Annotated in this window: 12 protein-coding genes, 2 tRNA genes and 1 pseudogene; 8 read left to right on the top strand and 7 right to left on the bottom strand. The window is 55.7% G+C overall.

The genetic code is table 11. The features are described 5' to 3' along the window. Nucleotides 1-24 precede the first annotated feature (24 nt). The 3 genes from agp to ACX3P5_RS06345 form a co-directional block, all read right to left on the bottom strand. Entirely contained in the window at nucleotides 25-1,800 is a 1,776-nt protein-coding gene (gene agp / locus ACX3P5_RS06355) for a bifunctional glucose-1-phosphatase/inositol phosphatase (protein ID WP_458968427.1), read from the bottom strand. Nucleotides 1,801-2,072: 272 nt separating this feature from the next. Beyond that, nucleotides 2,073-2,160: transfer RNA gene (locus ACX3P5_RS06350), tRNA-Ser, on the bottom strand. 72 nt (nucleotides 2,161-2,232) lie between these two features. Further along, a tRNA-Ser gene (locus tag ACX3P5_RS06345) sits at nucleotides 2,233-2,320 on the bottom strand. 220 nt (nucleotides 2,321-2,540) lie between these two features. Between ACX3P5_RS06345 and yccA the strand changes: the two genes are divergently transcribed. Both yccA and tusE read left to right on the top strand, forming a co-directional pair. Beyond that, a complete protein-coding gene (yccA, locus tag ACX3P5_RS06340; RefSeq protein ID WP_031376104.1) occupies nucleotides 2,541-3,194 on the top strand; it encodes an FtsH protease modulator YccA in 654 nt (217 codons plus the stop codon). A 108-nt stretch (nucleotides 3,195-3,302) separates the two neighbouring features. Continuing rightward, entirely contained in the window at nucleotides 3,303-3,629 is a 327-nt protein-coding gene (tusE, locus tag ACX3P5_RS06335; RefSeq protein WP_458968426.1) for a sulfurtransferase TusE, read from the top strand. 13 nt (nucleotides 3,630-3,642) lie between these two features. Here the strand turns inward: tusE and yccX are convergent, their stop codons facing one another. Beyond that, nucleotides 3,643-3,921 carry an acylphosphatase gene (yccX, locus tag ACX3P5_RS06330; protein ID WP_233984688.1) on the bottom strand — a complete coding sequence of 93 codons (279 nt, stop codon included), beginning with the start codon at nucleotides 3,919-3,921 and terminating at the stop codon, nucleotides 3,643-3,645. A gap of 85 nt (nucleotides 3,922-4,006) precedes the next feature. Between yccX and rlmI the strand changes: the two genes are divergently transcribed. Then, nucleotides 4,007-5,197: a 23S rRNA (cytosine(1962)-C(5))-methyltransferase RlmI gene (rlmI, locus tag ACX3P5_RS06325; protein WP_233984689.1), complete on the top strand. Its 1,191-nt coding sequence runs from the start codon at nucleotides 4,007-4,009 to the stop codon at nucleotides 5,195-5,197. A 59-nt stretch (nucleotides 5,198-5,256) separates the two neighbouring features. Then, nucleotides 5,257-5,566: pseudogene (gene hspQ, locus ACX3P5_RS06320) on the top strand (heat shock protein HspQ). 36 nt (nucleotides 5,567-5,602) lie between these two features. Here hspQ and ACX3P5_RS06315 read toward each other — a convergent pair. After that, the gene (locus tag ACX3P5_RS06315; protein WP_336754968.1) at nucleotides 5,603-6,016 is read right to left on the bottom strand and encodes a CoA-binding protein; all 414 of its coding nucleotides are present in this window, start codon (nucleotides 6,014-6,016) and stop codon (nucleotides 5,603-5,605) included. 176 nt (nucleotides 6,017-6,192) lie between these two features. On the opposite strand from ACX3P5_RS06315, the gene ACX3P5_RS06310 reads away from it, so the two are divergent. Together ACX3P5_RS06310 and mgsA are read left to right on the top strand one after the other, a co-directional pair. Next, nucleotides 6,193-6,834, top strand: a complete 642-nt coding sequence (locus tag ACX3P5_RS06310) for a YccT family protein (protein ID WP_233984691.1) — start codon at nucleotides 6,193-6,195, stop codon at nucleotides 6,832-6,834. Nucleotides 6,835-6,902: 68 nt separating this feature from the next. Beyond that, the gene (gene mgsA, locus ACX3P5_RS06305) at nucleotides 6,903-7,361 is read left to right on the top strand and encodes a methylglyoxal synthase (protein ID WP_233984692.1); all 459 of its coding nucleotides are present in this window, start codon (nucleotides 6,903-6,905) and stop codon (nucleotides 7,359-7,361) included. A 1-nt stretch (nucleotide 7,362) separates the two neighbouring features. On the opposite strand, the gene helD is transcribed toward mgsA, so the two are convergent. Continuing rightward, nucleotides 7,363-9,417, bottom strand: coding sequence for a DNA helicase IV (gene helD / locus ACX3P5_RS06300; RefSeq protein WP_458968425.1), 2,055 nt, complete (start codon nucleotides 9,415-9,417; stop codon nucleotides 7,363-7,365). Nucleotides 9,418-9,539: 122 nt separating this feature from the next. Here helD and ACX3P5_RS06295 point away from each other — a divergent pair, with 122 nt between their 5' ends. After that, nucleotides 9,540-9,980, top strand: a complete 441-nt coding sequence (locus ACX3P5_RS06295; RefSeq protein WP_233984694.1) for a YccF domain-containing protein — start codon at nucleotides 9,540-9,542, stop codon at nucleotides 9,978-9,980. Further along, entirely contained in the window at nucleotides 9,964-12,123 is a 2,160-nt protein-coding gene (gene yccS, locus ACX3P5_RS06290) for a YccS family putative transporter (RefSeq protein WP_458968424.1), read from the top strand. Before ACX3P5_RS06295 ends, yccS begins: the two co-directional genes overlap by 17 nt. On the opposite strand, the gene ACX3P5_RS06285 is transcribed toward yccS, so the two are convergent. Further along, a complete protein-coding gene (locus tag ACX3P5_RS06285) occupies nucleotides 12,120-12,749 on the bottom strand; it encodes a TfoX/Sxy family DNA transformation protein (RefSeq protein ID WP_233984696.1) in 630 nt (209 codons plus the stop codon). The two genes, yccS and ACX3P5_RS06285, sit on opposite strands and share 4 nt — an antisense overlap. Between the last annotated feature and the right edge of the window lie 208 nt (nucleotides 12,750-12,957).

Raw genomic sequence — 12,957 nt, 5'->3', positions numbered from 1 at the left:
TTTATTTTACAGCGGCAGAAAGGGTTACTGTGCGGCTGTTGCCACAGATTTTTCACCGTCGTTTTGCGCGCTGCTGGCGGACTGACTGGCTGCTGCGTTATCGGCTTTAGCTTTTTCAGCCGCGGCTTTCTCAGCGTCTGCTTTCTCTGCTTTGGCATTTTCTGCCGCCGCTTTGTCCGCTGCTGCCTTGTCGGCTTTAGCTTTTTCTGCTGCCGCTTTGTCGGCTTCCGCTTTCTCTGCTTTGGCCTTTTCTGCTGCTGCTTTGTCAGCTTCCGCTTTCTCTGCTTTGGCCTTTTCTGCCGCCGCTTTATCGGCTTCCGCTTTCTCTGCTTTGGCTTTCTCTGCGTCAGCTTTTTCTGTCTTCGCTTTGTCAGCCGCGGCTTTATCCGCTTCCGCTTTCTCTGCTTTGGCTTTATCCGCCGCGGCATTGTCGGCCTTCGCTTTGTCAGCCGGCTTGTCAGTCGGGTTGTTAGCCGCATCGCCAGTGGCCGGTGCCGCATCGCTATCAGGCTGAGCCGCGGCCGGTTTTGGCGCGGCTGCAGGCTGCATTGGCGTACCCTGCAGGGCAGCATTCAGCACTTGCGAGAACTGATCCCAGCTGCAATAGCCATTAGCATCGGCCTGACAACCGGTCAGTTGCAGAGTGACGCGCTTCGGCGGATTTTTCAGGCTCAGCACATCGGCATCACGCAGCTGATCGGCGCTCTGGTAGACATACTCAACTTTCAGCAGATCTTTATCATTTTTAGCATCGTGCCAGCGCTCAAATACCACCTGACCGCCAATCGGCGTTTTTTCATAGGTATCGGGCAGCTCATACGGCTTAACCTGCAACGCGCTCAGTAAGGAGGCGATGTTTGAATCGTGGCCCACCATCAGGGTCACTTTTGGCGCATTGGCCTTATCCTGATCGACTAACTGGCTACGGATGTAATCCACCAGCGGTGCCGCCACTTCACGGGCGATGGTCGGGCTGGTGAACAGCGTATCCTGATAACCATTTTTAATCGCCGACAGCTCTTTCCACTGCTCAGGCGTTTTGATCTGGCCCCACGCAACCTGATCCAGCGGGAAACCTTGATAATATTGCAGCGTAAAGGCGTCCATCAGCGAGTTACCCACTTTTAACGGGCCGCTGACGTTAGGTTCTTTGCCATTTTCAGCACTGAAGCTGTTCTGACCACTGCTGAGATCGCACTGCTTTTTGTTATTACAGGCGGGTGAAGACTTGTAATCGACGATCTTTTCCAGCCGCTGGAAAGCAGGCTTCAGCGACAGCTTTTCATTGGCTGCGGCCATATCAGCCAGGGCCTGCTTGTTAAAAGCCTCGCTGCCATCGGTGATCACCGGATTAAAGATCGGATCCATGGTTCCCATCGCATCCTGATGGGTGACGGCGACGTCACAGCCAGGGAAGGCACCATTGACAAAGAACTGGGCGGTCGCGACGGTCCGTTGCAGGCTATTGGCGTAAACGAAGACGTTATTGCTGTCAGGACAGCTGCCATTCTGCACCAGACCCTGCTGTGCCAGCCATTGACGGGTGTAGTTACCCATATAGATTTCCAGCACGCCACCTTTGGTGGTCAGCTGTCCACCGGGCACATCCCACTGCGGCCAGCTTTTTTTGGTCGACTGCTCCAGCACGCTGCCATTATCCGCCAGCGGCGCGCGCAGATTATGTCGACTTACCATCAGCACCTGTTGCAGCTGCATATCGCCATCAGCGGCGAAGGCCACCGTTGCGACGGGTAATGCGGCCAGCACTGATAATGCGCAAAGACTCAGTTTCTTGATCATTGTGCCTATTCCATTCATTCAGTAGAGAAACACTCTGGCTATCAACCGATTAGCTCGCCTCAGAGCGAAGTGCTAAACAGTGTAACCCAGCTCATCCAGGAAAATCGCCAGATGTTTACAAAAACAGTGAGTGGACTATAGCAGAGATGCACCGGGCAGATGAACGCTGCCGCCCTGTTCGGAAAGCTAAACGGGAGAATTTCGGAAATGCGGAAGGCGGATCGCAGAAACAGAACAGGCCAGCACGCTGTGCTGGCCTGTTCTGTAAAATGTGGCGGAGGAGGAGAGATTCGAACTCTCGGATGGTTTCCCATCGGCGGTTTTCAAGACCGCTGCCTTAAGCCGCTCGGCCACCCCTCCGTTTTGTAACATTACTGCATAAGCAAAATCATCATCAGACATTTTGCCGCTTTATCGCCTGAGCAGATAAAGTGGCGGAGGAGGAGAGATTCGAACTCTCGGATGGTTTCCCATCGGCGGTTTTCAAGACCGCTGCCTTAAGCCGCTCGGCCACCCCTCCGCAATGACGCGCACTATAAACATCCCGTTTGGCGATGTAAAGCATCGATCAATCCATTCGCCTGAAAAACAGTCAAATTGTGATTTTTCGATGTCAAAATCACCACTCTGCTCAAAGAATTAGCGGAATGACGCGTAAAGAAGGGTAAAACGCCTTTTCCCTCATTATGGCCCTGCGTATTCTCAGCGCATATCTGGTGTTCTGCTAAAAGGAGCGCAACATGGAAAGAATTGTCACTTCATCGCAGTCGTCACTGCTGACGACACATAAAGTTCTGCGTAATACCTATTTTCTGCTCGGCCTGACGCTCGCCTTCTCGGCGGTGACCGCTACCGCCAGCACGCTGCTGGCCCTGCCTGCGCCGGGACTGATCCTGATGCTGGTCGGCTTCTATGGTCTGATGTTCCTGACCTACCGTCTGGCCAATAGCCCGATGGGTATTCTGGCCGCTTTCGCCTTTACCGGCTTCCTGGGGTATTGCCTTGGGCCGATCCTCAGTTCGTTCCTGACCGCTGGCATGGGTGATGTGATCGCGCTGGCGCTGGGCGGCACTGCACTGGTGTTCTTCTGCTGCTCGGCCTATGTGCTGACCACCCGCCGTGATATGTCGTTCCTCGGCGGGATGATGATGGCAGGCTTTGTAGTGCTGCTGGTGGCGGTGATCGCTAACCTGTTTCTGCAACTGCCGGCGCTGCATCTGGCGATCAGTGCGCTGTTTATCCTGTTCTCAGCCGGAGCAATTTTGTGGGAAACCAGCAATATCATTCACGGCGGCGAAACTAACTATATCCGCGCCACGGTCAGCCTCTACGTTTCGCTGTACAACATCTTCATCAGCCTGCTGAGCATCCTCGGCTTCTCGCGCAGTAACTAACTGGCTGTCGCCGCTGATACCCAGACAAACCCCGCTTCGGCGGGGTTTTTGCTTTTCCTGTCGGGCGAATTTGGTAAACTGCGCCGACATTGTTCAGGAGAACCCAACGTGAATTTTAACGGTAACGAAATCGCCGTCGATGCCGAAGGCTATCTGAAGCATCGCGATGACTGGAGTGAGGCGCTGGCTGCCCTCATCGCTGAGCAGGAAGGTATCCAGATGACCGACGCCCACTGGGAAGTGGTGCATTTCGTGCGCGCATTTTATCTCGAATACAACACCTCGCCAGCGGTGCGAATGCTGGTCAAGGCAATGGCACAGAAATATGGCGAAGAGAAAGGCAACAGCCGCTATCTGTTTCGTCTGTTTCCTGAAGGTCCGGCCAAACAGGCGACCAAAATCGCCGGTCTGCCAAAACCGGCCAAATGCTTATAGCCGGGAACTGCCGTTAGCCGGTGGTGAAACTGCGCGGCGGCTGAGCGGGATGGTGCGGCTCCACCAGCACCTTATCGACCCGGGCGCTGCGCGGTCCGCCTGCTTTCAGCCAGTTGATTAACGCATCCACCTGTTCAGGCTCACCGCAGGCCAGTACCTCAACGCTGCCATCCTCCAGATTACGCGCATGCCCCTGCAGGCCGAGCGTTTTTGCTTCAGCCTGGGTGCTGTAGCGGAAACCGACGCCCTGTACGCGACCGTGCACCCACGCTTTGACACAGGTTGCTGTCATAAGTTACTCCTGCTGCTGTTCGTTGCATTTTCCCGTTATCCACCGGACAATGGCGCCTCATTTTTTCAGGTAAGCATAGCAAACTATGACAGTCAGATTGATTCTCGCAAAGGGACGTGAAAAGTCCCTGCTCCGTCGCCATCCCTGGGTCTTTTCCGGTGCGGTTGCCCGCATGGAAGGCAAAGCACAGCTGGGCGAAACCATTGATGTTTGCGACAGTAACGGAAAATGGCTGGCCCGCGCCGCCTGGTCACCCCAGTCGCAGATTCGCGCCCGCGTCTGGAGCTGGCAAGCTGATGAATCCATCGACATCGCCTTTTTTGTCCGCCGTTTTGAACAGGCGCTGCAGTGGCGTGAATGGCTGGCGGTTCGCGATGGTCTGGACAGCTATAGATTGATTGCAGGTGAATCAGATGGATTACCTGGCGTCACCATCGATCGTTTTGGCAACTTTCTGGTGATGCAGCTGCTGTCTGCCGGTGCCGAATATCAGCGTCCGGCCATTATCTCGGCGCTACAGCAGTGCTTCCCTGGCTGCGCCATTTATGACCGCTCTGACGTTGCGGTGCGCAAGAAAGAGGGACTGGAGCTGGCGCAGGGCACCGTTACCGGTGAAATCCCGCCGCCGCTGCTGCCGATTACTGAGCATGGCATGAAGCTGCTGGTGGATATCCAGGGCGGCCATAAAACTGGCTATTACCTCGATCAGCGCGACAGCCGCCTGGCGACGCGCCGCTACGCACAGGACGCCCGCGTGCTCAACTGCTTCTCCTATACCGGCGGATTTGCGGTCTCTGCGCTAATGGGTGGCTGTAAAGAGGTGATCAGCGTGGATACCTCACAGGATGCGCTGGATGTGGCACGTCAGAACGTTGAGCTTAACCAGCTGGATGTGTCGCGCGCGCGGTTTGAACGTGATGACGTATTTAAGCTGCTGCGTCGTTATCGTGACGCCGGTGAAAAATTTGATCTGATCATCATGGACCCGCCAAAGTTCGTGGAGAACAAGAATCAGCTGATGGGCGCCTGCCGCGGTTACAAAGACATTAATATGCTGGCGATCCAGTTGCTCAATCCTGGCGGCATCCTGATGACATTCTCCTGTTCCGGTCTGATGGCAACCGATCTGTTCCAGAAGATCATTGCCGATGCCGCGCTGGATGCCGGACACGAGGTACAGTTCATCGAGCAGTTCCGCCAGGCAGCCGATCATCCGGTGATCGCCAGCTATCCGGAAGGACTCTATCTGAAAGGCTTCGCCTGCCGGATCATGTGACTTGAAAAATCTGCTCCCGACCCCATATTGGATAGAGAGCATTCTTTTCGGAGGTCACTATGATTGCCAGTAAATTTGGTATTGGTCAGCAGGTTCGTCATCGTTTGTCTGGTGTGCTGGGCGTTATCGTCGATGTCGATCCCGAATACTCGTTAGATGAGCCTAAAATTGAGGAAGTTGGCGCAGAGGAGAAGTTGCGCAGCGCGCCCTGGTATCATGTGGTGATGGAAGATGAGGAAGGCGATCAGGTGCATACCTATGTTGCTGAGATTCAGCTTGCCGGTGAAACCAGCGTTGAGCATCCGGAACAGCCGTCAATGGATGAACTGGCTGCGTCAGCAATTGCAATCCCCTCATTTGCGACATTAATCTGTGGCGGCACGGTTGGCCGCCACGCCTGTTTTGCTACCGCGTTAACCCCAGACGCGGGATTTCAATCTTCGGGCAGCGATCCATAATCACCGTCATGCCCGCATCCTGCGCCAGCACGGCGGCCTGCTCGTTAATCACCCCCAGCTGTAACCACAACGTCTTCGCACCTGCAGCAATCGCTTCCTGCGCAACGCCCCAGGCCGCTTCCGAATTGCGAAACACATCCACCATATCGATTTTGCCGGGTACTTCAGCCAGGCTGGCGTAAGCCTGCTGTCCCAGTAGCGTTTTGCCCGCCAGTTTCGGGCTGACCGGAATCACCTCGTAACCCTGATCAAGTAGATACTTCATCACCCCATAGCTTGGGCGTTCCGGGCGATCGCTTGCGCCAACTAAGGCGATGCGCCGGGTGCGTGTCAGCACCTCGCGAATTGTCTGATCGTTCATGCTTTTCTCCTTTCAGGCCAGCGTTGAGTGTAGATTGGCAGAGCGGTTAACGGGTATCCAGCCAGCGAAATTAATTGAACCGGCGCACGAATAAATATGTTTAAATGTAAATTAACTGCCATAATGTAAGAATTTGCTACACACCTTCCCTTGCGCCCTTTGGTACTGGAGTTGAAATGAAGCTGTCGCTGGCCGTCACGGGGTTATTAGCACTCCTCGTCTCGGCGTCCTGTTCTGCCATCACCCTAAAGCTCGATCCGCAGATTGATCTGTTAGTGCTGGATGGCCGGAAAATTTCGGGCTCGCTCCTTAAAGGTGCCGACAGCTTAGAGCTGGATCGCGGCCAGCATCAGTTCGTATTCCGGGTTGAAAAATTGCGCAACGATCGACCGGATAGGGTTCAACGCTACCAGTCCGTGCCGATGATCGTCACCTTCAACGCGGTGGCCAAAACCATCACCATTAAGCTGCCGTCGCTGGAAACCCAACGTGATCGGGTCCATTTTGATCGCAGCCTGAATTTCCAGTTGGTGGATGAGCGCGGCAAAGAGATTACCAGTATGCGTGACCATCTGCCGGCCAGCGCTAGCGCGGATATGGAAAAAGCGATGCTAAATTATAATCGTACCGGACAAATCGCTTCCGTGCCGCAGTTTGCCCGGTCAGTGAATGTAGCTCCCTCTTCCGCCCGGTTAACCGCCGATCTTGCCTGGACGACCCAGGCGGAGATGCCTTCGCTGCATCGCTGGTTTCAGCGCTTTGATGAAGCAACCCGTCAGCAATTTATGACGCTGGTCAAAATGTTACGGACGAGTTGATAGAAAGGAAAGGCCAGGGGTAAACTCATGCCATCGATTCTGGCGCATGCGCTTATCAGGAAGCCTTTATGGAACAGACCGTTCGTACCCTCGGCATAAAAAAACATATCGCACTGGTTGCTCACGACCATTGCAAAGCCGCTTTACTCGACTGGGTTAAACAAAACCAGCCAGCCCTTGAACCGCACACGCTTTACGCCACCGGCACCACCGGTACACTGATCAATCGCCATACCGGATTAACCGTAAACGCCATGCTGAGCGGCCCGATGGGCGGCGACCAGCAGGTTGGCGCGATGATCTCCGAAGGCAAAATTGATGCGCTGATGTTCTTCTGGGACCCGCTGAATGCGGTGCCGCACGATCCGGACGTGAAAGCGCTGCTGCGTCTGGCGACCGTGTGGAACATCCCGGTCGCCACCAACCGTTCAACCGCCGACTTTATTATCCAGTCTCCGCTGTTTGCCCGCGAGGTCGACATTCTGATCCCCGACTACGCGCGCTATATGGCTGAACGGCTGAAATAACTCAGGCTTTGCGCAGCACCGGGACACCGAGTTCGCGGAACTGCGCGACGAATACCGACGGCTGCGCTTTATCGAACATCAGCCATACCTGCTGACGCGCTCGCGTCAGCGCCACATAGGCCAGACGTCGCTCTTCTGCGTCGGGAAAGGCTTCCGGCTGCGGTAACAGACCCTGTTCAATGATCGATTCGCGCGCCTCGGCGGGAAAACCCTCTTTGCCCTGCTGTAAGCCGAGCAAAATGACATAATCCGCCTGCTGTCCTTTACTGGCATGAATTGTCATAAAATCCAGATTGAGCTTTGGCCAGCGGGTCTTTGCCTTCTCCATCAGTTCAGGACGCAGATAGTGGTAACGCGCCAGCAGCAATATGCGCTCCTCCGGTTTCGCGTAGCCGCTAAGCTTGTTGAGGAGTCCCTCAAGCTGATCCTGCGGCAGCAGCGAAATCGATTTTTTATTGCCTTTGGTCAGGCTGTTGAGCGGTTTACGTAACTGCTGTGGGTTTTGCTGCACAAAACGATTGGCGATATCACCAATGCGATCGTTAAAGCGGTAGGTGGTATCGAGCACGCAGCGATCGCCTTCGCCGAAATAGTGATGAAACGCCGTGGTCAGCGTCATCTCTGCACCGCTAAAGCGGTAGATCGCCTGCCAGTCATCCCCAACCGCGAACAGCGAGGTGCGCTTATTCTGCTGACGTAACGCAGTAAGCAGTGCTGCCCGCTGCGGCGAGATATCCTGAAATTCATCGACCAGAATATGCTTCCACGGGCTGATGAACCGGCCCTTATCCAGAATCGCAATCGCCTGATGAATCAGGCCGGAGAAATCGACCGCCCCTTCCTCTTTCAGCGCGCTCTTCCAGGCTTTCAGCAGCGGAGCCATCAGTTTAATACGCTTACTGAACAGCTCACGGATCTCGTCAGGCACGTCGTCGATCATCGCTGCCTGCGCGCCGCCGTGCATCCGCATCAGACTCAGCCAGCGCTCCAGCCGGGTGGCCAGTCGGTTAGCCAGTTTGTCATCCTGCCAGAAAGCACCTTCCGGCAGATCCCATTCCAGCTCCTCACGCAGCCACTGCCGCCAGCCGTTCGCCTGGGCTTTTTTTTCGCTGCACTGCTGACGCCAGTGGTGGATCAGTAATTCGCGGCGGGCTTGCGGGTCACTCTCCAGCTTGCTGATCGCCGGCTGCTTATTACTGCCTTCACGAATAATGTGCAGGGCCAGCGAGTGGAAGGTTCGCGCCTGAATATCGCTGGCACCCAGTCGCGACTGGATGCGATGGTTCATCTCTTCTGCCGCCTGCCGGCCAAACGCCAGCAGCAGGATTTGATCGGCGCTGGCCAGCTTACGCTGCATCAGCCAGCCTGCCCGCGCTACCAGCACCGAGGTTTTACCGCTTCCGGCACCGGCCAGTACCAGCAGTGAGGCTTCGCCATTCACCACGGCTTCGCACTGCGAGGTATTGAGTGGTGTGCTTTCCACGCGGGCAAAGAAGTCGTGATAGCGCGTCAGGATGTCGGCGGTCCAGTCACGATTGCGCTGTTGCAGCGCCGTTTCGCCCTGCTCCAGCCAGCGCTGACAACATTCCCAGTCATCGCTACACTGCGCAAACTCGCCGAGTCGGGTGAGTGGCAAGGGTAAGGCATCAAACTGTTTCACGATCTTCGCTTTCAGCGCCAGCAGTTCGCCACGGTTTAACCAGCGATCCTGAGTAGTGAACGTTTCAATATCGCTGCGCAGCGCCTGTAACACCTCGCGACACACCTCACTCATCTCCAGGCTCCACTGCTGCCAGGATTGCAACAGATAGTGGTGAAAACGCTGCGTTTCATGCCATTCTGTCCCATGCAGCCGGACCACTTTTTCATCCGCCAGCAAAAATTCCAGCTCTCCCCACACCAGCCCACGCTTACAGGTAATATCCAGCAATTGATTGAAGGGGATCAGATACTCATGCTTATCGCCACTGACTTCCACGCCAGCCGCCATCAGACGGACCCGATTATAAGGATGCTGGGCAAGCCGTTTGCCCATGGAGGTTGCTTTCAGTTCCACGCCGACACCAACGTCAGAGAATAGGATTAGGGGGAGTTTACCTGTCAGACCCTTAGCGCTCCAGCCTTAAAACAGGCTAAACTTGGCGTCACATCTTGCGGAATGCAAAAGGAAAAAATGTCATGCGCACCGTATTAAACGTCCTTAATTTTGTTCTGGGTGGCTTTTTCACCACTCTGAGCTGGCTGTTTGCCACCTTAATCAGCATTGTGCTGGTCTTTACCCTGCCGCTGACCCGCTCCTGCTGGGAGATTACCCGATTGTCACTGTTACCCTTTGGTAATGAGGCGGTACACGTTGATGTCCTGCGCCCGGAGAGTAAAAGCCACATCATGAACACCGGCGGAACCCTGCTGAATATCTTCTGGCTGATCTTCTTCGGCTGGTGGCTCTGTCTGTCTCATATTTCGATCGGCATTGTGCAGTGCATCAGCATCATCGGCATTCCGGTGGGTATCGCCAACTTCAAAATTGCCGCCATTGCCCTGTGGCCGGTGGGACGCCGCGTGGTCTCCGTAGAAGAGGCGCGCGCCGCGCGCGAAGCCAATGCCCGTCGCTATTAGTATGATGTCGAAGAACCTGCCCGGCTGGCGGCAGTATCTGTTTAATAGTACCTGGCGCTACCTGCTGCGCATTCTGTTTGCGCTCGGCGGGTGTGCGGCCATTCCCTTGTGGCTGCAGCAGATTGAGTGGACCATCCCTCTGACACTGGGCGTGGTGGCTGCCGCACTGGCTGACCTTGACGATCGGCTCACCGGGCGTCTGAAGAATCTGCTGATCACCCTGCTCTGTTTTTGTATCGCTTCGGTGTCGGTTGAACTGCTGTTCCCCTATCCGCTGGCCTTTATGGCCGGGCTGGCGATATCGACCTGGTGCTTCATCCTGCTGGGCGCTCTCGGCCAGCGTTACGCCACCATCGCGTTTGGCGCGCTGCTGATTGCGGTCTACACCATGCTTGGCATTGGACTGTTCAGCCAGTGGTATATGCAGCCGATGCTGCTGCTGGTAGGCGCACTCTGGTATAACCTGCTGACCCTGCTCGGTCATCTGATGTTTCCGGTCCGGCCGGTGCAGGAACAACTGGCGGGCAGTTTTTCCCAACTGGCGCGTTATCTGGATGCCAAAGCAAATCTGTTCGATCCGGATGCGGGCGAACAGGACGATGCCACCTTTATCGATGCCGCGATGGTTAACAGTCAGTTAGTGGCGCAGCTCAATCTGACCAAGACCACGCTGCAGAGTCGCCTGCGAGGCGATCGCGGTTCACGCGGCACCCGCCGCAGCCTGCACTACTACTTTGTGGCGCAGGACATCCACGAACGGGCCAGCTCCTCCCATCTGCAATATCATCTGCTGCGGGGCGACTGGCGCTACAACGAAATTCTGTTCCGGTTTCAGCGCCTGCTGAATATGCAGGCCCAGGCCTGTCGCCAGCTGGCACATTCGATCCTGATGCGGGAGAGATGGGTTCATGACAGCCGGTTTGAGCGGGCTTTTGAACGGCTGCAGAAGGCGATAGAACGGCTGGAGCAGCGTGAGCCGGAGGCGACCCATACCCGTGCGCTTTACTGGCTACTGCGCAACCTGCGGGCCATTGACGCGCAGCTGGCCTCGGTTGAATCAGAACAGACGCTGGCGGGTGAAGATCCCCAACACAGCGATAATCTGTTGTCGCGCGAGGGATTAAATGGCTGGAGCGATATCAGACTGCGTTTCAGTCGCCACCTTTCCCCCGCCTCCGCGCTGTTCCGTCATGCGGTGCGGATGTCAGTGGTGCTGTGTATCGGTTACGGTTTCATTCAGGTCACCGGCCTGGAACGGGGTTACTGGATACTTCTCACCAGCCTGTTCGTCTGTCAGCCCAACTACAATGCGACACAACGGCGGCTGGCGTTGCGTATTGGTGGCACGCTGGCGGGGATCGCGATTGGTCTGCCGGTGCTCTGGCTGGTCCCTTCTGTCGAGGGACAGCTGATTCTGATTGTCATCAGCGGCGTGCTGTTTTTCGCCTTCAGACAGGTACAGTATGCCCAGGCAACGCTGTTCATCACCCTGCTGGTGCTGCTCTGTTTCAACCTGCTGGGCGAAGGCTTTGAAGTGGCTTTACCGCGCGTGGTCGATACGCTGCTGGGCTGTGGTCTGGCCTGGCTGGCCGTCGCCTTTATCTGGCCTGACTGGCGCTTTCGCCAGCTTCCGGCGGTGGCAGAACGGACCTTACAGGCCAACTGCCGCTATCTGGATGCCATTATGGAGCAGTACCATCAGGGCAAAGATAACCGCCTTGCTTATCGTATTGCCCGGCGGGATGCGCATAATGCCGATGCCGAGCTGGCCTCAGTGGTGTCGAACATGAGCAGCGAAAGCCGCACCAGTCAGACGATGCGTGAGTCCGCTTTCCAGTTGCTCTGCTCTAATCACTCATTCCTGAGCTATATCTCTGCGCTGGGAGCGCATCGCGATAAAATTGATGAGCCGCAACTGCTCGCCTTACTGGATGACACCGTCTGTTATGTCGAGGATGTGCTGCAAACGGACGTCGTCAGCGACCAGCAGGCGGAGGAGATGCGTCAACTCCTTACCCAGCGAATCGGCCAGCTGGCCGCCGATGCGGATACGCGCGCGCCACTGGTATTACAGCAACTCGGCTTGCTGGTGGCGCTGATGCCAGACGTGGCCCGCCTGCGCCGCACGCTAAATTCTCACTAACTTCCGCCGCTCTTTGGGTTCAGCGTCATCAGTACGGTGCGCTGAAACCAGGCATTGAGCTCCGCCCTGACCGACAGCGGCAGGGCCGCATAGTGATGGCCTGATATCGCCCCCTGAAGCGCCAGCAACGTCTGCAATCCCACATGCTGGTTAACGGCTTTCAGCCTCAGCCAGCACTGCTTAGCGCCAATGTCATACAGATGCTGTACGTTCAGGATGCCCGCTTCATGCAACATCATCTCCAGGCGTACGCTGAGGTTAGGAAGATCTTTTAACCGGATGGATGACTGCTTATGATGCTGATCGAACTGAGCGGTCTCCAGCGACGCGGCTGATAATCTCAGCAGATGCGTCGGTTCCTGCCAGAGCGCGTCATCAACCCGATAGTAGTTCAGGCTGACCATCACGCCACGCTTGCGAAATACCAGTGGCTCCAGCGGACGCTGCGTAATGTATTCCCGCAGGGGTTCGCTGGCTCGCAGGTAGAGTGCATCATTGTTAACTAAAGCAAAAACCACCCGTTCCACGGCCAGCGCATAGCCGCCAAACTGGGTGCGTGACTCGATGGTTCCCAGCGGGGCCAGACGTTCCCGGGAGCGTTCGACAATCGGATTAACCTTTTTCATCACACCACCTCCATGTTATAGAAATATCTGAAATCACCTTTGCTTTCAGGCAATTAGAAGATAGGAAAAAGCCTTTGCAGGTTCAATGAATAATTAACGGTTCAGCTAACCTTGTGGTGTTTTTGCGAGGCGTTTTCAGAAATTTGGGTTGATCTTTATGCGGAACGACAGTACTGTATATTCATACAGTCCACTGCTGAGTGATTAA

It is taken from the genome of Pantoea sp. S-LA4 (genome assembly GCF_054482835.1).
The sequence above is the reverse complement of the archived record's forward strand: the minus strand, read 5'-3'. Positions and strand labels throughout refer to the sequence as shown.

Coding starts and splice junctions, on each gene's coding strand:
- yccX (WP_233984688.1), bottom strand. CDS start 3,921: ATGACAGCAACCTGTGTCAAAGCGTGGGTGCACGGTCGCGTACAGGGC.
- yccA (WP_031376104.1), top strand. CDS start 2,541: ATGGAAAGAATTGTCACTTCATCGCAGTCGTCACTGCTGACGACACAT.
- rlmI (WP_233984689.1), top strand. CDS start 4,007: ATGACAGTCAGATTGATTCTCGCAAAGGGACGTGAAAAGTCCCTGCTC.
- ACX3P5_RS06310 (WP_233984691.1), top strand. CDS start 6,193: ATGAAGCTGTCGCTGGCCGTCACGGGGTTATTAGCACTCCTCGTCTCG.
- agp (WP_458968427.1), bottom strand. CDS start 1,800: ATGATCAAGAAACTGAGTCTTTGCGCATTATCAGTGCTGGCCGCATTA.
- ACX3P5_RS06315 (WP_336754968.1), bottom strand. CDS start 6,016: ATGAACGATCAGACAATTCGCGAGGTGCTGACACGCACCCGGCGCATC.
- yccS (WP_458968424.1), top strand. CDS start 9,964: ATGCCCGTCGCTATTAGTATGATGTCGAAGAACCTGCCCGGCTGGCGG.
- ACX3P5_RS06285 (WP_233984696.1), bottom strand. CDS start 12,749: ATGAAAAAGGTTAATCCGATTGTCGAACGCTCCCGGGAACGTCTGGCC.
- ACX3P5_RS06295 (WP_233984694.1), top strand. CDS start 9,540: ATGCGCACCGTATTAAACGTCCTTAATTTTGTTCTGGGTGGCTTTTTC.
- mgsA (WP_233984692.1), top strand. CDS start 6,903: ATGGAACAGACCGTTCGTACCCTCGGCATAAAAAAACATATCGCACTG.